The 18,148-nt window shown below is 40.3% G+C and carries 15 protein-coding genes, 1 tRNA gene and 1 pseudogene; 6 read left to right on the top strand and 11 right to left on the bottom strand.

The genetic code is table 11. The features are described 5' to 3' along the window. Both FIM44_RS01195 and FIM44_RS01200 read left to right on the top strand, forming a co-directional pair. The gene (locus FIM44_RS01195; RefSeq protein ID WP_140578667.1) at positions 1-354 is read left to right on the top strand and encodes a hypothetical protein; all 354 of its coding nucleotides are present in this window, start codon (positions 1-3) and stop codon (positions 352-354) included. Then, positions 347-2,772 (top strand): annotated as a pseudogene (locus FIM44_RS01200) (FtsK/SpoIIIE domain-containing protein). Before FIM44_RS01195 ends, FIM44_RS01200 begins: the two are co-directional and overlap by 8 nt. 55 nt (positions 2,773-2,827) lie before the next feature. Here FIM44_RS01200 and FIM44_RS01205 read toward each other — a convergent pair. From FIM44_RS01205 to glmM, 10 genes are all read right to left on the bottom strand, one after another. Then, the gene (locus tag FIM44_RS01205) at positions 2,828-3,625 is read right to left on the bottom strand and encodes an urease accessory protein UreD (protein ID WP_140578669.1); all 798 of its coding nucleotides are present in this window, start codon (positions 3,623-3,625) and stop codon (positions 2,828-2,830) included. Then, positions 3,625-4,224, bottom strand: coding sequence for an urease accessory protein UreG (gene ureG / locus FIM44_RS01210; RefSeq protein ID WP_000238762.1), 600 nt, complete (start codon positions 4,222-4,224; stop codon positions 3,625-3,627). Before ureG ends, FIM44_RS01205 begins: the two co-directional genes overlap by 1 nt. Positions 4,225-4,252: 28 nt before the next feature. Further along, a complete protein-coding gene (locus FIM44_RS01215) occupies positions 4,253-5,017 on the bottom strand; it encodes an urease accessory protein UreF (RefSeq protein ID WP_140578671.1) in 765 nt (254 codons plus the stop codon). A gap of 11 nt (positions 5,018-5,028) precedes the next feature. After that, on the bottom strand, positions 5,029-5,541 hold the full coding sequence (gene ureE / locus FIM44_RS01220; RefSeq protein ID WP_140578672.1) for an urease accessory protein UreE: 513 nt from the start codon (positions 5,539-5,541) through the stop codon (positions 5,029-5,031). 1 nt (position 5,542) lies between these two features. Further along, positions 5,543-6,130, bottom strand: a complete 588-nt coding sequence (gene ureI / locus FIM44_RS01225) for an acid-activated urea channel protein UreI (protein WP_000901267.1) — start codon at positions 6,128-6,130, stop codon at positions 5,543-5,545. 208 nt (positions 6,131-6,338) lie between these two features. Next, complete coding sequence (ureB, locus tag FIM44_RS01230; RefSeq protein WP_000724308.1) at positions 6,339-8,048, bottom strand: urease subunit beta; 1,710 nt, start codon at positions 8,046-8,048, stop codon at positions 6,339-6,341. Between the two features lie 3 nt (positions 8,049-8,051). After that, the gene (ureA, locus tag FIM44_RS01235; protein WP_000779222.1) at positions 8,052-8,768 is read right to left on the bottom strand and encodes an urease subunit alpha; all 717 of its coding nucleotides are present in this window, start codon (positions 8,766-8,768) and stop codon (positions 8,052-8,054) included. A 254-nt stretch (positions 8,769-9,022) separates the two neighbouring features. Further along, a tRNA-Val gene (locus FIM44_RS01240) sits at positions 9,023-9,098 on the bottom strand. 20 nt (positions 9,099-9,118) lie between these two features. After that, complete coding sequence (gene lspA, locus FIM44_RS01245; RefSeq protein WP_140578674.1) at positions 9,119-9,592, bottom strand: signal peptidase II; 474 nt, start codon at positions 9,590-9,592, stop codon at positions 9,119-9,121. Then, positions 9,586-10,923 carry a phosphoglucosamine mutase gene (gene glmM, locus FIM44_RS01250; RefSeq protein WP_140578676.1) on the bottom strand — a complete coding sequence of 446 codons (1,338 nt, stop codon included), beginning with the start codon at positions 10,921-10,923 and terminating at the stop codon, positions 9,586-9,588. Before glmM ends, lspA begins: the two co-directional genes overlap by 7 nt. A gap of 89 nt (positions 10,924-11,012) precedes the next feature. On the opposite strand from glmM, the gene rpsT reads away from it, so the two are divergent. The 4 genes from rpsT (at position 11,013) to FIM44_RS01275 (ending at position 15,687) form a co-directional block, all read left to right on the top strand. Continuing rightward, positions 11,013-11,282 (top strand): 30S ribosomal protein S20, encoded by a 270-nt coding sequence (gene rpsT / locus FIM44_RS01255; protein ID WP_001273627.1) that lies wholly within the window; start codon positions 11,013-11,015, stop codon positions 11,280-11,282. 128 nt (positions 11,283-11,410) lie between these two features. Continuing rightward, positions 11,411-12,469, top strand: a complete 1,059-nt coding sequence (gene prfA / locus FIM44_RS01260; RefSeq protein WP_033762781.1) for a peptide chain release factor 1 — start codon at positions 11,411-11,413, stop codon at positions 12,467-12,469. Between the two features lie 412 nt (positions 12,470-12,881). Next, on the top strand, positions 12,882-13,664 hold the full coding sequence (locus FIM44_RS01270; RefSeq protein ID WP_082221817.1) for an outer membrane protein: 783 nt from the start codon (positions 12,882-12,884) through the stop codon (positions 13,662-13,664). A 256-nt stretch (positions 13,665-13,920) separates the two neighbouring features. Then, complete coding sequence (locus tag FIM44_RS01275) at positions 13,921-15,687, top strand: dentin sialophosphopreproprotein (protein ID WP_140578677.1); 1,767 nt, start codon at positions 13,921-13,923, stop codon at positions 15,685-15,687. Positions 15,688-16,102: 415 nt separating this feature from the next. On the opposite strand, the gene tlpC is transcribed toward FIM44_RS01275, so the two are convergent. Next, positions 16,103-18,124: a methyl-accepting chemotaxis protein TlpC gene (gene tlpC / locus FIM44_RS01280; RefSeq protein ID WP_140578678.1), complete on the bottom strand. Its 2,022-nt coding sequence runs from the start codon at positions 18,122-18,124 to the stop codon at positions 16,103-16,105. Between the last annotated feature and the right edge of the window lie 24 nt (positions 18,125-18,148).

Below are 18,148 nucleotides of genomic sequence, written 5' to 3' on the forward strand. Positions count from 1 at the left end.
ATGTTTTCTCATGAAGTTTATTTGGAGGGTTGCACCCTTGAATTAAAAAAGATTTGCGATGATTTTGCAGAAAATGCCATGCAAGATGATTTAGGGCAAAAACTTAAAAGTGAGGTGCTAGAGGACATGCTAAAAATCGCGCATGATTTAGAAAATTTAGAAGATGACACCCAATACCAAAGAAAAAAAATCAACGAGCAAATTGAAGAAGCCAAATCTTTGATGAAGAAAATTGATATGAATTTCCATTCATCAAGCGAAATTGATAAGCTTGTGCGTGAAGCCAAAGAGCATGAAAGAGAAGCTAGTAAAAGATATGATGAATATCTTAAATCTAAGGATAAAAATGATTGATGTGAATGGTTTATTAAAAGAATTGGACGACGCCTTAGATAAGGTTGTTGCTAAAAAAGAGCCAGAGAGTTTTCTCAAGCCGATCATTTCACCAATAGAGGAATATCAAAAGAGTGTCAGGCAAATTCAAGCACAATTCACAGACATGCCGCAATCCAATGAAATAGGCGCTTACCCACAATTTTTAAGCTGTGGTTTATTGGAAATTAAAGGCAAAAATGGCGCTAATATGGATTTTTGCTTGCCTAAAGTTTACCCTTTCCCCCCTAAAAGTTTGTATATAGAGCATGAAAAAGACGGGCAGTTTTTAAGAGAAATGCTCATGCACTTACTATCCAGCACGCCTTTGGTGCAATTAGAAGTGATCTTGGTTGATGCACTGAGTTTGGGGGGCATTTTCAATCTGGCAAGAAGGCTTTTAGATAAAAACAATGACTTTATTTACCAACAAAGGATTTTAACCGAAAGCAAGGAAATAGAAGAAGCCCTAAAGCATTTGTATGAATATTTAAAGGTTAATTTGCAAGAAAAATTAGCCGGCTTTAGAGATTTTGCGCATTATAATGAAAACGAGAAAGATCCCTTGCTTTTAAAAGCGCTTTTTTTAAGCGGGGTAGATGCCTTGAGTAAAGACGCACTTTATTATCTGGAAAAAATCATGCGTTTTGGCTCTAAAAATGGGGTTTTGAGCTTTGTTAATTTGGAGAGCGAAAAAAATAATAAATCCACAGAAGATTTGAAACGCTATGCGGAGTTTTTTAAAGACAGGACAGGTTTTGAACGCTTAAAATATCTTAACATAGAAGTGATCAACGATCATGGTATCCAATCTAAGCACATGCAAGACTTCGCTACTAAAATTAAAGCGTATTACGAGAAAAAGAAAGCAGTTAAAAGGGAGTTGAAAGACTTACAAAAAGACGAAAAATTTTGGACTGAAAGCTCTCAGTTTAAAGTGTATGTGCCGGTGGGGTAGGATATTAACCACAAAGAGGTGTGTTTTGAGATCGGTGAAGCGCAAAACCACACGCTCATTTGCGGGTGCAGCGGGAGCGGGAAATCCAATTTCTTGCATGTGTTGATCCAAAATTTAGCCTTCTACTACGTGCCCAATGAAGTCCAACTCTTTTTATTAGACTATAAAGAGGGGGTGGAATTTAACGCATACACAGATCCGATTTTAGAGCATGCGAGGTTGGTGAGCGTGGCGAGTTCGGTAGGTTATGGCATGAGTTTTTTAAATTGGCTTTGTAAAGAAATGCAAAAAAGAGCCGAGCTGTTCAAGCAGTTCAATATGAAAGATTTGAGCGATTACCGAAAGCACGGCGAAATGCCCAGACTAATCGTGGTGATTGATGAATTTCAGGTGCTTTTTAGCGACAACTCCTCTAAAGGGAAAGAGAGCGTGGGTCAGTCTTTAAACACTCTGCTTAAAAAGGGCCGTAGCTATGGGGTGCATTTAATTTTAGCCACTCAAACCATGTGCAGCACTGACATTAATAGAAGCATTATGGCTCAAATCGCCAACCGCATCGCTTTGGCTATGGACGCAGAAGACAGCAATAGTATTTTGAATAATGACGATGCGGCTTGTGAGCTTGTCAGGCCAGAAGTCATTTTCAATAACAATGGGGGGCATCAAAAATACCACACCAAGATGAGTATCCTTAAAGCCCCTGATGATTTCAAACCTTTTATCAAAAAAATCCATAGAGATTTTAACCAAAGAAATCTTGCGCCCATAGAGCATAAAATCTATAATGGCGAGAAGCCTTTAGAAATGCCCAACACTCTTAAGGCTAATGAAATGCGTTTGCATCTGGGAAAAGAAGCGGATTATGAGCAAAAGGACTTGATAGTTGGGTTTGAAAGTAACGAATCGCATTTGTTGGTGGTGAGCCAAGATTTAAACGCTCGCATCGCCTTGATGAAGCTTTTCGCTCAAAATTTCAAGACTGCCAACAAAGAGTTGCTCTTCTACAACGCCGAAAAACGCCTTGTGAGAGAACTTGATGAGTTAAAAAAACACCACATCACGCCCATGCAAGGCCCTCTAGGGAGCGTTTTAGACACCGCTATGAATCCTAATAGCGTGCTGATGGTAGACAATTTAAACGAAGCCAAAGAGTTGCACGATAAAAAATAGGGGTGGAAAAATTAAGATCGTTTTTAGAAAAAGCCACAGACAACGAGCGGTATTGCATCATCTTTGTGCATGACCTCAAACAAATTCATGCTAATTACGATAGCAAGTTAAAAGAATTGTTAAACAACCACTTCAAACAACGCTTGGCCTTTAAGTGCAATGGTGAGAACTTGAGTGTTCTTAAAAGCGAACAAAAGCTACACGAACTCAATGCACGCCTGATAAACACTTCTAAAGACAGCTATACTGAATTCAGGCCTTTCAGTTTATAGGGTCAAAAAAGGGGGGTTAAAAAGACTAAAAGAATTTAATCTTTTTGAAGCGCTTTTAAACCTTTTGCGTGATGGTTTGCGTGGTGAGGCGAGCGATTTTTTCTCTTAAATGCAATAAGGGTTCTGATCCTTTCGCTAAAGCTTTCACGCATAAATGAGAACTAGCGATTTCACTCACGGCTCCATCCACCCCTTCGCTTTCTTCAATGCATTCTCGCACACTAGAGAGTTCTATGGGGCAATTGACAAGCACCAAATTCAAATAATGCGTATAGCCATCAAACATGCACATGTTATTTAAGTCGGTGGTTTTGGGATCTAAAATCGTGTTGTCATAATAGATGGGTTTCTCATCTTGTAAGATAGAGATTTTGGTGTGCAAGCGGTTGAATTTAAACAACTCATTGCGTGCCACTCGCCCGGCGACAATGATTTCACTATAAAGCAATTGAGAGCTAGAGTGCAAAGAAATCGTGGTGTTGCCCTTAAAATGCGCATTTTCAAAGGGGATTAACGGGAAAGGCGCGAAGTCTAAAAAGGCGTTTTCCCCTACAACAATATGCATGTCTCTGCTAGCAAACCCGTCTTCAGTGTTATGGATTTTTTCAAAGGATTGCGAAGTGATCCTTAGCTTGCAATTTTGACCGATGCTTAATTGCATGTCTTGCGCATCGCCTTTCATTAAGCCAGGGCTTACCGCTAAAAGCATGATTTCAGCTAAATCGTCTTTAGGGTAAAAAGGTGCCATAAGCTTAAAGGGGGGCGTGAAAAAATTGTCTTCAATCACGCACCGCCCGTCAGCCCCTATTTTGGTTTTTAACCTGAGCTTGGATTCTTGAGCGTAAGTGTTCATCAATCTTCCAATAAAGCGTTGCGCTTAATCCAAGCGATCACATCATCTAGGCCTTCTTTAGCGCGGATATTCGTAAAAATAAAGGGCTTTTCGCCGCGCATTTTTTTAGAATCCCTTTCCATGACTTTCAAGTCCGCTCCCACATAGGGGGCTAAGTCAATTTTATTGATGACAAGCAAGTCTGATCGCGTGATTCCTGGTCCGCCTTTCCTAGGGATTTTATCGCCCTCAGCCACATCAATCACAAAAATCGTAAAGTCCGCTAGCTCTGGGTTGAAAGTCGCTGAAAGGTTATCGCCTCCGCTTTCAATCAAAAGCAATTCTAAATTAGGGAAACGGCCATGCATTTCTTCTACGGCTTCTAAATTCATAGAAGCGTCTTCTCTAATGGCGGTGTGCGGACAGCCTCCTGTTTCTACACCAATAATCCTCTCTCGTGGCATCACCGAATTTTTACACATAAACTCTGCGTCTTCTTTAGTGTAAATATCATTAGTGATAACCGCCATGTCATAATCCTTTGACATGTGGCGCGTTAAAGCTTCAATCAAGGCGGTTTTACCGCTTCCTACAGGACCACAAACTCCAATTTTTACCATAAAATTCCTTTCAATTTGAGATTAAAATTCAAGACATATAGAGACGCGAGTATAAACTCTCATGCTGCATCGCCTTAATGTCGTTTTGAACGCTTGCTGCGCATAGGTGGCTTTCGTCTAGTTCTAGGGTTTTTTCTATGAGCTGGTTAAAAGGACTTTGCAAGCTCAATAAGATTTTTTGCCCGTCGTTTTGAGATAGTGGGACGCTTTTAACGCAGTTGATCACCATGTTAGAAGTTTGCGCATAAAGATAATGCCTTAAAGCCTTTTTCAATTCAATCCCTAAACTCGCCGCAAAAACGCCATAGCTAGTGGCATGGGTTGGATCTTTGGTTTTTTGAGCGTAAGCGTTGAAAAATGCGCCCATGTCTAATTCGTTCATGGCTTGTAAGGTTTTAATGAAGCGATTGCCTAGCTTTTGATTGGCTAATCGCAATTCCATGGGGCTTGTGGAGAGCATAATAACTTCTTCAACCTCCAAGATCTTTTTTAAATCTTGTTGGAGGGCGCTTTCATAGGTTAATTTCAAACTCAGCATTTCCGTGTAAAGGAACTGGCTAGAGAGATTGGCTTTTAAATATTCTAAAGCGCTTTCTTTATGAGTAACCTTTTTTTGCTGGATGTAAGTTTCTAGCCCAAAAGAATGCGTGTAAGATCCAATGGGGAACACCGCATCATTGACTTGTAAGATCAGAAATTCATTATCCACATGAGCATCGTTGTCTGTCTTTGGAGTTTTTGGGTGCATACCCACGCTTTTTTCAGTGCTTTTCACGCTTTTTCCTTTATCCATTTGTTATTTTTCTATTTCATGACTACTTTAAAATCGCTCGCCAGTGAGACCTTAAAATTAGGCTCACTATGGGGCATGCTCACGGTTAAGCGATCTTTGGAATCCAGTTTTGAACTTAAAACACGATTTTGAACCCCTAGCTTTTCTAGTAACGCTAGTGTGGGCTTTTCAAATGGTGTTTTAAATTCAAATTGAGACTCGCCATAGTATAAAGCCGCATGGCGGTTTCCTATTTCGTAGCATATTTTCGCTACTTCTGCCACGCTCTTGGCTTGGATGTGAATGACTTCAGAATCCAAGATATTAACGGCGATAATTTCCTTCTCTTCTTTCAATAAAATGTCCCCTTGAGAAAGACCCAACTTGGGAGCGTCTTTAAGGCGTATGGCTATGTCTTTGCCTTGCCTGGTTTTAAAGCGAGCGATTTTTTTCCTCGTCTCAAACCATTCTAAATCCACATAATCCACATTGAAATCCAAGGGGTTTAAATCCCTTAGATTGCCAACTAAACGCTCTATGATCATCTCACACCCAGTGTTGGATAAAGAGCAACCAAGCAGGGATCCAAGCGGTTAAAATACCCTCAATGATAGCAAGCCACGGAGTGAATTTCCCTAAAGGGATTTTCAAGATGTTTTCAATGAAAGCGGTAAGCCACAAAACACCCCAAGCCAACCATATGATCGCCCACCAATCGCCTTCAGTGATGCCTAACACTTTGTGGTCATCAAGCATATCGCTATAGTGGGATAAAATCGCAGCAGGAACCGTGTTGATCGCTACGAATAAGCTATACCAAGAATACGGCCTCCAATCCAAACCAAAAGTGTGGTTGATAGCCGCATACAAGTAGGTAAAACCAAACAATAACCCAGTCGCTGGCCCATAGAAACTAGTCAAATGGTGCGATACTTGAGCAATATCTTCGGCACCTTCTACAGGGGCTGTAGGGTGGAGCGCGGAATAAGTGATGACCACCACATTACAAACAATGGAAAGTCCGCCCACAAAAAAGTTCATCACCGCAGTGCTTTTAGGATCGACTTTGGTTAACCCGCAAATCCCATTGCTGATTAAAACAATCCCAACATATAACAATACAAGTCCTAGCATTGCCTTTTCCTTCCAAACAAAAATTTTTACAACAAACGCACCTTACGAATAACTTTTGTTGCTTGAGCTAATCATAAAGAAAAATAGTAAATTGACAAAAAATAAAACAAAAAAATAAGCTCTTAACTTTTAATAAAAAAGTTAGAGAGCCTACAACCTAAGATTTAAGGAGGAACGCACTCCTAAAACCTTAGAAAATTAAAAAATCCTAGAAAATGCTAAAGAGTTGTGCCAAGCTCACTTTATTGGCTGGTTTAGAAGTTACTTCTTTGCCATCCACGAACACATGGTAAGTTTCAGGATTGACTTCAATGTGAGCGGTAGTGTCGTTGAATTGCATGTCTTTTTTAGTGATGTTTCTGCAATTTTTTACCGGCAACACTTGTCTTTCAAGCCCTAATTCTTCTTTAATGCCTTTGTCATAAGCCGCTTGAGACACAAAAGTGATGTTTGCATCGTATTTAGCCTTACCATGATGAGCGAACATTTCTCTGTAATAAACTGGTTGTGGGGTAGGGATAGAAGCGTTCGCATCGCCCATTTGGCTTAACGCAATGAATCCGCCTTTGATGATCATGTTGGGTTTCACGCCAAAGAATGCTGGACTCCACAACACCAAGTCAGCCACTTTGCCCACTTCTACAGAACCTACATACTCGCTAATCCCATGAGCGATCGCTGGGTTAATAGTGTATTTAGACAAGTAGCGTTTGATCCTGAAGTTGTCGTTATCGCCTTTTTCTTCTTTCAAGCGGCCAAATTCTTTTTTGTTTTTGTCAGCTGTTTGCCAAGTTCTGGTGATAACTTCACCCACACGACCCATAGCTTGAGAGTCAGAACTAGTGATTGAGAAAATCCCCATGTCATGCAAAGTGTCTTCAGCCGCAATGGTTTGAGGGCGGATCCTTGAATCAGCGAACTGAACATCTTCTTTAATGCTTTTATCCAAGTGGTGGCACACCATAAGCATGTCCATGTGTTCGGCTTCTGTATTCACAGTGAAAGGGATAGTGGGGTTAGTGGAAGCGGGCAGGATGTTGTGTTCACCGGCTACTTTAATAATATCAGGAGCGTGTCCGCCGCCAGCACCTTCAGTGTGGAAAGTGTGCATAGTACGCCCAGCAATAGCTGCCATAGTGTCTTCTACACAACCAGCTTCATTCAAAGTGTCTGTGTGGATAGCGACTTGCACATCGTATTTGTCCGCAACATCTAGTGCATGATTGATTGCAGAAGGAGTGGTGCCCCAGTCCTCGTGGATTTTAAAGCCAATCGCACCGGCTTCAATTTGATCGGCTAAGCTCGCATCGTTAGAAGTGTTACCTTTAGCTAAGAAACCTAAGTTCATAGAATATTCTTCAGCCGCTCTGAGCATCCATTTTAAGTTTCTTCTGCCTGGAGTGATAGTAGTCGCATTAGTGCCATCAGCAGGACCAGTTCCGCCACCAATCATGGTTGTTACACCGCTTGCAAAAGCTGTAGGAATTTGTTGGGGTGAAATGAAGTGGATGTGTGTGTCAATCCCACCAGCAGTTACGATCAAACCTTCACCGGCTAAGGCTTCAGTAGCAGGACCCACGCTGAGATTGTTTTTAACGCCATCTTGCATGTCTTTGTTACCGCCTTTACCAATGCCTGCGATTTTGCCGTCTTTAATACCAATATCCGCTTTATAAATACCGGTGTAATCCACGATCAAAGCGTTAGTGATGATTAAATCTAGTTCTTCTTTGCTGGGGTTGTTGGATTGGCTCATGCCTTCTCTTAGGGTTTTACCGCCACCGAATTTAAGCTCTTCGCCATAAATGGTGTAGTCATGTTCTACTTCAGCGATCAAGTCTGTATCGCCCAATCTCACTTTATCGCCTGTAGTAGGGCCATACATAGAAACATATTCTTTTCTGCTAATCTTTTTCATTTCTTACTCCTTAATTGTTTTTACATAGTGGTCATCGCTTTTAGCGCCATGAAAACCACGCTCTTTAGCTCTGTGTAAAGCAATTTTTTTGCTTTCGTTGTCTGCTTGCCTATCAACCAACGCGTTAAACCCAAAGATTCTTCTGTTACCGCCAATGTCAATCAATTCTACGGATTTTTCTTCGCCAGGTTCAAACCTTACCGCTGTCCCGCTCGCAATGTCTAAGCGTTTACCGAAAGTTTTTTCTCTGTCAAAGTCTAAGCATCTGTTCACTTCAAAGAAATGGAAGTGTGAGCCGATTTGAACCGGTCTGTCGCCAACATTTTTAACTTTCACGCTAACGGCTTTTTTGCCTTCGTTGATAGTGATGTCTTCATTTTTTAAGAACAACTCACCAGGAACTAATTTACCATTGGCCTCAATAGGGGTATGCACGGTTACGAGTTTGGTCCCATCAGGAAACATCGCTTCAATACCCACTTCATGGATCATGCTTGCCACGCCATCCATCACATCATCAGGTTTTAAAAGAGTGCGCCCTTCTTGCATCAATTCAGCCGCAGTCTTTTTACCAGCTCTCGCTTCTTCCATAATATGGGCACTAATCAAAGCTACCGCTTCTACATAGTTAAGCTTAATGCCTTTTTCTTTGCGTTTTTTAGCTAATTCTCCAGCGTAGTGGAGCATCAACTTGTCTAACTCTTTTGGGGTGAGTTTCATCTCATTCTCCTATTCTTAAAGTGTTTTTCCTTGAAGACATAACGAAATCAAGGTTGGAGTAATTGTAGCAATGTTTTGATTTACTATGATTAACAGAAGCGTTCATTAACTAATTATTATTTAAAATAAATTAGTGTTATACTTTTGAAGCACTATCAAGGCGTTATTAGAAGCGCGTTTAATACCCTTTAGAATCACTTGATAAAATCAAAAACTCGCAAAAAAATGAGAATTAGGATTGGAGTGAGTGATAATGGTGGCCACGACTGGACTTGAACCAGCGGCCACTACCATGTCAAGGTAGTGCTCTACCAACTGAGCTACGCGACCTTTTATTTTAAAAAGAGTGATTATGCCTTAATTTTGTTTTGTTTTTGCTTAAAAAAGAATTGTTTCAACAATAAAACGCCCACGCCCACATCTATCATGACATCAGCGAAATTAAAAATGGCAAAATCAAAGCCATAATGATAATACACATAATCCACCACACCCCCATGCACAAACCGGTCTAAAACATTAGAAACCCCAGCGCCAAACACCATGCCAAACTCTATCGCATGGTTTTTAAAAAGCTCCTTTTGGCGCATTAAAAAGATAAAAAGCCCTAAAATCAAAAGGATTTGCAAGTATTTCAAACCCCCCTCTAAAAAACTGAGCAAGGAAAACGCCACGCCTTTATTGAACACTAAAACAATATCTATCATCAAACTTTCATAGCGAAACCCCTCCAAAATAGCGTATTTAATCGCTTGATCCACGCCAAAAACAAGAAAAAAAACCCCCATAAAAATCAATAGGCTTTTTTGGGTGGTTTTTAGCACAAATGCCCTTCAAAAAACTCTTTTAATTCTTGCATTTTGGATTCTAAAAGTTTTTCATCTTTAGCTTCTAAAAGGATTCGTAATTTGTTTTCAGTGCCGCTATAACGGATCAAATGGCGGATTTCTAGCTTGTCTAATTCTTTTAAAAGAGCGCTATAACCTTTCAGGCTTTCTAAAGGAGGCTTTTGTTGGACATTCAAATTCACTAGGTTTTGGGGGTATAATTCAAAGGGGTTTAACGCAACAGAGCTGACTTGCTTGCTTTCTAACACAAGCGCGCTCACTTGCAAAGCGCACACCAAACCATCGCCTGTTTTAGCGTAATCGCTAAAAATGATATGCCCGCTTTGCTCGCCTCCAAAATTGGCTTTATTCAATCGCATGCATTCGCTCACAAACTTATCCCCAATCGCGCAATGCTTCAATTCTAAATTTTGGGATTTTAAGTATTCTTTAAGGGCTAAATTGCTCATACTCGTGGCGACAACCGCTTGAGAAGAAAGGGCGTTTTTAGACTTTTGATAAACCCCTAACACCCCTAAAAGCTTGTCCCCATGCACGATATTCCCTAAATTATCCACCACCACTAGCCTATCGGCATCGCCATCAAAAGCAAAGCCCAGATCCGCGCGGTATTTTTTCACTTCCTGGCTCAACTGGTTGGGGTGTAAAGCCCCGCATTGCTCATTAATATTACACCCATTAGGCTCATCATTAATCACTAAAACATCAGCCCCAAGCTCGCTAAAAACGACCGGAGCCACCTTATAAGCTGCGCCATTAGCCGTATCTAGCACGATCCTTAAACTCTGCAAATTCAAATGTTTGGGGAAAGAGTGTTTTAAATGCACGATATAGCGCCCTATGACATCGTCTATCCTTTTAGCGCTACCGATGCTCTCGCCCACTTTATAACTGGAATGCAGCAATCCTTCATCATGAAAGATTTCTTCAATCGCTCTTTCTTCTTCTTCTTTAAGCTTATAACCATAAGAATTGAAAAACTTAATACCATTATCTTCAAAAGGGTTGTGGCTCGCGCTTATCATAATGCCCGCATCACAGCGCATGTCTTCGGTCAAAAACGCAATCGCAGGGGTGGGCATAGGCCCTATTTGAATCACATTATAGCCTATGGAAGTGAGAGCGCTCACTAAAGCGTTTTCTACCATATAGCCGCTTTTTCTAGTGTCTTTACCAATTAAAATTTTATTCGTTTTAGAATGTTTTTTAAAATACAATCCGGCAGCAACGCCCAAACGCATCACAAACATGGGGGTGAGTTTCACCCCTGCTTTACCCCTCACGCCATCAGTCCCAAAAATTTTCATCGTTATAAAATACCTTTTAAACTATTTTTAATCAATTTTTAGATAGAATTATGCCAAATTTTATATTACAAAGGGATTAAAACAAGGCTATGGCAAATCATAAGTCCGCAGAAAAGCGAATCAGACAGACCATTAAAAGAACCGAACGCAACAGGTTCTATAAAACCAAAGTTAAAAATATCATTAAGGCCGTGCGTGAAGCGGTCGCTATCAATGATGTAGCAAAAGCTCAAGAGCGTTTGAAAATCGCTAATAAAGAGTTGCATAAATTTGTCAGCAAGGGGATTTTAAAGAAAAACACCGCTTCTAGGAAAGTCTCAAGGCTTAACGCTTCAGTGAAAAAAATCGCTCTCGCTTAGTTTTGGGGCGTTTTTGACTTCTTTAAGCTCAATAACGGGTTTTTATTATTGGGCTTCTTTTTAAGTTTTTGCGTTTTTTAGATTGTTGCGTCTTTTAGTTACATCTTTTTATAGGTAGGTAGTCTTGCATGTCCATTCTAGCTGAAAAGCTTTCTTCCATTCTCAAACGATACGACGAACTCACAGCGTTGCTTTCTAGCACTGAAGTAATTAGCGATATTAAAAAACTTACCGAATTGAGCAAAGAGCAAAGCTCCATTGAAGAAATCTCCATAGCGAGTAAAGAGTATTTGAGCGTTTTAGAAAATATCAAAGAAAATAAAGAGCTTTTAGAAGACAAGGAATTGAGCGAACTGGCTAAAGAAGAGTTAAAAATTTTAGAAATCCAAAAAAGCGAGCTAGAAACTGCCATTAAGCAACTCCTTATCCCCAAAGACCCTAATGACGATAAAAACATCTATTTAGAGTTAAGGGCCGGCACAGGGGGCGATGAAGCGGGCATTTTTGTAGGGGATTTGTTTAAAGCGTATTGCCGTTATGCGGATTTGAAAAAATGGAAAGTAGAGATAGTGAGCTCTAGCGAAAACAGCGTAGGGGGCTATAAAGAAATCATCGCTTTGATTAAGGGCAAGGGCGTGTATTCAAGGCTCAAATTTGAAGCAGGCACGCATCGAGTCCAAAGAGTCCCCGAGACAGAATCTCAAGGGCGAATCCACACTTCCGCTATCACAGTAGCGATCATGCCTGAAGTGGATGATGTGGAAGTTTCTATCAACCCTAGCGATTTAAAGATTGAAGTGTTTCGCGCTGGCGGGCATGGGGGGCAATGCGTCAATACTACAGACTCTGCGGTGCGCATCACGCACCTCCCCACCAATATCAGCGTGAGCATGCAAGATGAAAAATCCCAGCATAAAAACAAGGATAAAGCCCTAAAAATCCTAAAAGCACGCCTTTATGAAAAACAAATTGAAGAGCAGCAACTCGCTAACGCCAAAGACCGAAAGGAGCAAGTGGGTAGTGGGGACAGGAGTGAAAGAATCCGCACCTATAATTACCCGCAAAACCGCTTGAGCGAACATAGAATCAATTTAACTCTGTATAGTTTAGAAGAAATCATGCTTTCAGGGAATTTAGATGAAGTGATCAACCCTTTAATCGCTCATGCCCAAAGCCAGTTTGAATAAGATTTTTACACGATACGACAAAAGCGATAAAACGCCCAAGCCTTTTTTAAGATAGCCACCCGCTACTACCAAAAACCCTAACATGCTCTAAATTTTCGCCCCACAAAAACAGCGCAAGAGCTTCCATAAAATCTAGTTAAATATAATTTTAAATTCTTTATATATATAAATACATTTTTAAAAAATAAAACGATTTATTTAACCCATTCTTAACAAAAAATTCACTTTTTTGTGATATAACTCCAAAGCTCAATGTTTGTAAGAGCGAATTGTATTCTGTAGAAGCGAATGTATTCAAGGACAACTCTCAAATTTTGATAGCTCCCTATATTTTTGTGCCATAGCATGAATGCAATAAAAGAATGCAATAAAAAAAGAAATTCTTAGGATTTCTCACATTAAGGAGTTTTAAATGAAAAAGGTTTTTTTAGGTATGGCGTTAGCCTTTAGTGTGTCCATGGCAGAAAAAAGCGGCGCGTTTTTAGGAGGAGGGTTTCAATATTCTAATTTAGAAAACCAAAACACCACCCGCACCCCAGGCGCTAACAATAACACCCCGATAGACACTTCAATGTTTGGCAGCAATCAAACAGCTCCAGCCCCTCAAGCCCAAGCAACCTACACGCCAAGCGTGATTAACACCAATAATTACGGGCAAATGTATGGGGTAGATGCAATGGCAGGGTATAAGTGGTTCTTTGGCAAAACCAAACGCTTTGGCTTTAGGTCTTATGGATACTACAGCTATAACCATGCGAATTTAAGCTTTGTGGGGAGCCAGCTTGGAATCATGGAGGGCGCGTCTCAAGTGAATAACTTCACTTATGGCGTGGGTTTTGATGCGCTCTATAACTTCTATGAAAGTAAAGAGGGCTATAACACAGCAGGGTTGTTCGTGGGCTTTGGGTTAGGAGGGGATTCGTTTATCGTTCAAGGAGAGAGCTACTTGAAATCTCAAATGCAAATCTGCAACAACACCGCCGGCTGTTCAGCGAGCATGAACACAAGCTACTTCCAAATGCCTGTTGAATTTGGATTTAGGAGCAATTTTTCTAAACACAGCGGGATTGAAGTGGGCTTTAAATTGCCTTTATTCACCAACCAATTCTATAAGGAAAGGGGCGTAGATGGATCAGTAGATGTGTTCTATAAAAGGAATTTCTCTATCTATTTTAACTACATGATCAACTTCTAAGCCTTTCTCTTCTTTCCAATAGAGGGTTTTCCCTCTGTTGGTTTCTTTTTTCTTTTTTTGTGGTATTTGTTTTGTGGTGTTGGGGGGGGGTTAGGTTTTTGTTTGAGAAAGAGGGTTTTTTAAAAACTAAAGAAGCGCTTAAAACAGAACCTTTTGTTTTTTAGGTTTTATTTTTTACTTTGGTTGTTTTCAAAAGTCATTTTGATTTCTAAAAATAGTCTATAATGCTCGCAAGAGATATTTTTTAAGGTTATCAATGAAAACTATAAAAATACTTTTAATGATGACACTCAGTTTGAACGCTATTAGCGTGAATAGGGCGTTGTTTGATTTAAAAGATTCGCAATTAAAAGGGGAATTGACGCCAAAAATAGTGAATTTTGGGGGTTATACAAGCAGCACTGAAGAGTGGGGGGCTACGGCTTTAAACTATATCAATGCGGCTAATGGCGATGCGAAAAAATTCAGCGCGCTAGTGGAAAAAATGCGTTTTAACTCTGGTATATTGGGGAATTTAAGAGCGCATGCGCATTTAAGGCAAGCCCTAAAATTGCAAAAGAATTTGAAATATTGCCTTAAAATTATCGCTAGGGATTCTTTTTATAGTTACCGCACCGGTATTTATATCCCCTTAGGCATTTCTTTAAAAGATCAAAAAACGGCTCAGAAAATGCTCGCTGATTTGAGCGTGGTAGGGTCGTATCTTAAAAAACAACAAGAGAATGAAAAGGCTCAAAGCCCTTATTACAGGAGCAATAACTATTACAACTCTTACTATAGCCCTTATTACGGCATGTATGGAATGGGCATGTATGGAATGTATGGCATGGGCATGTATGATTTTTACGACTTTTATGATGGCATGTATGGATTCTACCCTAACATGTTCTTCATGATGCAAGTTCAAGATTACTTGATGTTAGAAAATTATATGTATGCGATCGATCAAGAAGAGATTTTAGACCATGACGCTTCTGTTAATCAACTTGATACGCCTACTGATGATGACAGAGACGATAAGGACGATAAATCCTTACAGCAGGCTAATCTTATGAGCTTTTATCGTGATCCCAAATTCAGCAAAGGCATTCAAACCAACCGCTTGAATAGCGCTTTAGTCAATTTAGACAACAGCCGCATGCTCAAAGACAATTCGCTTTTCCACACTAAAGCCATGCCCACTAAAAGCGTGGATGCGATAACTTCTCAAGCCAAAGAGCTTAACCATTTAGTGGGGCAAATCAAAGAAATGAAGCAAGACGGGGCGAGTCCTAATAAGATTGATTCAGTTGTCAATAAAGCTATGGAAGTGAGGGACAAATTAGACAATAATTTAAACCAGCTAGACAATGACTTAAAAGATCAAAAAGGGCTTTCAAGCGAGCAACAAGCTCAAGTGGATAAAGCCCTAGACAGCGTGCAACAATTAAGCCATAGCAGCGATGTGGTGGGGAATTATTTAGACGGGAGTTTGAAAATTGATGGCGACGATAGAGATGATTTGAATGATGCGATCAATAACCCCATGCAACAGCCTGTGCAACAAACGCCTATTAGCAACATGGCCAACACCCATGCAAATGACAGCAAGGATCAAGGGAGTAACGCACTCATAAACCCTAATAGTGCCACTAACACCGATGATACTCACACTGACGATACTCACACCGACACTAACGCCACAAACGATGCCAGCACCACTGGCACCCCCACTGACGATAAAGATGCTGGCGGCATGAACAATACCGGTGATATGAATAACACAGATACCGGTAACACAGATACCGGTAACACTGATACCGGTAACACTGATACCGGTAACACTGATGATATGAGCAACATGAACAACGGCAACGATGATATGGGTAACACTAATGACGACATGAGCAACGGCAACGACATGGGCGATGACATGAATAACGCGAACGATATGAACGATGACATGGGCGATATGGGGGATATGAACGACGATATGGGTGGCGATATGGGAGACATGGGCGATATGGGCGATATGGGGAATTGAGATTAACCCCCCCAATATCAAAGAGTGATAACCAAAACTTTAATGAATATTTTTATCCCACTAGCGCGAAAAACTCTGTCCTTTAGGGTGCAAAATGTTCGCACATAGCCGTCAGGCTCTATCCAAGCTAAAAGATGACAAAACACCTCTTTTTAGGCTAGAAAATGCCCATGCAGGCTTTAAAGAACAAAGCCTTTCGTGTTAGTATTCAATGGAATGCTTTAGTTAGGAAGCTCCTTGCTTTAGAAAGGGGCGGTTTCACACTAAAATGATTCTTTTAAGGTAATAGGGGGATATTTTGCGATGAATACCCCTTTTAAAAAGAGCCTTTTATATTAGCGTTCGTTAGGGCGATTAGAAAGCTCCTTGCTTTGGGCGGTTTTATATTTTAGACGCTCAAAATTAAAAGCAGAAATTAAAATTTCTTCTTGCTCACGTCTTCTAAAATATCTTGGGAGATCCCATCAATTTTAGTGCTGACTTGTAAAGAATAATTAGCGATAGTCAAATTATCTTGCACATCTTGTTGCAAGGCGTTAATGGAGTTGTGGATGTTTTCTACGCCCTTATTTTGCATTTTGATAGACTCAGCGTTATCGGCAATGCTTTGAACTAAAATATTAATATTGGCTTCAATCTCGCTGAGGGATTTTTGCGTCCTTTCAGCGAGCTTTCGCACCTCATCAGCCACCACCGCAAAGCCTCTGCCATGCTCACCAGCCCGTGCGGCTTCAATAGCAGCATTCAGGGCTAAAAGATTGGTTTGATCAGCGATGTCTCTAATCATATCCACCACGCTTTTAATGTCTTCGCCTTGAGAGATCATCTCTTGGCTTTTAGAATCAATTGTTGTGATAATATTAGTGATTTCTTCTAAGGATTGAGTGGTGTTTTTCAGGCTCCTTTCTTGTTTGTGGGCGGTTTTGGTTAAGTTATCCACGCAAGTTTTTAAATCTTTGGATTCATGATTGAGCACATTCGCAAACCCTAAAGAAGCTTTAAGCATGCTAGAAATTTCTTGCCCTAAAGTGTTGAGCGCTTTTTCCATGTTGGCTTTAGGATTTTGGATGTGGTGGGTGAAATCCAGGTTTTTATAATGCTCTAGGGCGTTATTTAGGGCTTCAATATTGGCGCCAATTTGGTTGCGGAAATACTGGATAATGCTATTAATCGTGTTTCTTAAAGCTTGCAAATCTTTGTTTTTAGGCACGCATGCGATTTCTTGCGTGAAATCCCCACTTTCCACAAAATTAGCCACTTCAATGCTGTTTTGAATGGCTTTGTTATCGGCTTGAATGTTTTCTTGGGTTTTAAGGATATTTTCATTAATGGAAGCTTGCATTTGCCCGATTTCATCATAAGCGCTTGGGGGCGTTAGGCTTATGGTATGGTTATTTTTGGGGTTATTAAGCAAGTTGAAAAAATCATTTAGGGTGTTATTGACCCTACTGATGCGTTTGGTTATGAGATTAGAAATGATGATAAAGACTAAAAAGGCTAACACCAGCACGCCTAAAATCAAAGTGGTGATGATAATGTATTTGGTGTTTGTCGCTTCTTTAAAGACTAAAGATTTATTGACATATTTCCCGATTGCCCAACGCCAATGATTGCCGTTATTCCCTTTTTCTTCAAAAAGATCAAAGGGCTGTATGGCTAAAAAGGTTTCTGTATTCCCGCTCAATGAATGGTAGCTCAAAGTGCCCGCTTCGTTTTGATTGTAATACTCCACAGCTTTAGCGACTCTTCTATCCGGATTGATAGCGCTTAAAATCTTATCTTGGATCTCACGATTAGGATTGATTAAAAGCCTGCCATCTTTCCCCATTAAAAAGGTGTTGCTCTTTTTCTTGCCTACCACATCGGTATAAAAAGCGTCAATGTTTAAAAAGAAATTCAGCACGCCTATAATATTTTGATTCTTACCCATTAGGGGGAGGGTAATATCCATGCCATAGATTTTATCGCCATTAACCTCTTTATAATAGGGATCTGAACGGGTTATATCTTTGAGCGAACGGATTTGATTGATCATGTTTTCATTGATCGTGGTATTAGGGTAGGCGATTTTTGAATCCATGTTCATGGCAGTGATGGCTCGTTCATTATGATTCGTATAAATCGCGCTAACCCATAACACATGAGGGTTTGCCAACAAAAACTCAGAGAGCATGCGCCTTTTTAGGGTGTCATTGATTACGCTATTTTCATCGCTTAAAAATTTTTCAAGGGTATTAACGCCAATAAAAATACGCTTCATAATGCCTTGAATTTTAAAACTGACTAACTGAGCTTTTTTTTGCAGCAATTCTGTGGCTTGGCTTTGCAACACGCTTTCAACCTTGTAGCTGATAATGACGCCCATAACAGCGCTAATGACAATAACAACCGCACACACCATCATGACAATTTTAGAACCAATTCTTGCAGATTTCATTCCCTTTGCCCTTTTAAAACGAAT

Source organism: Helicobacter pylori, from assembly GCF_006440215.1.
GTDB lineage: Bacteria > Campylobacterota > Campylobacteria > Campylobacterales > Helicobacteraceae > Helicobacter > Helicobacter pylori_CS.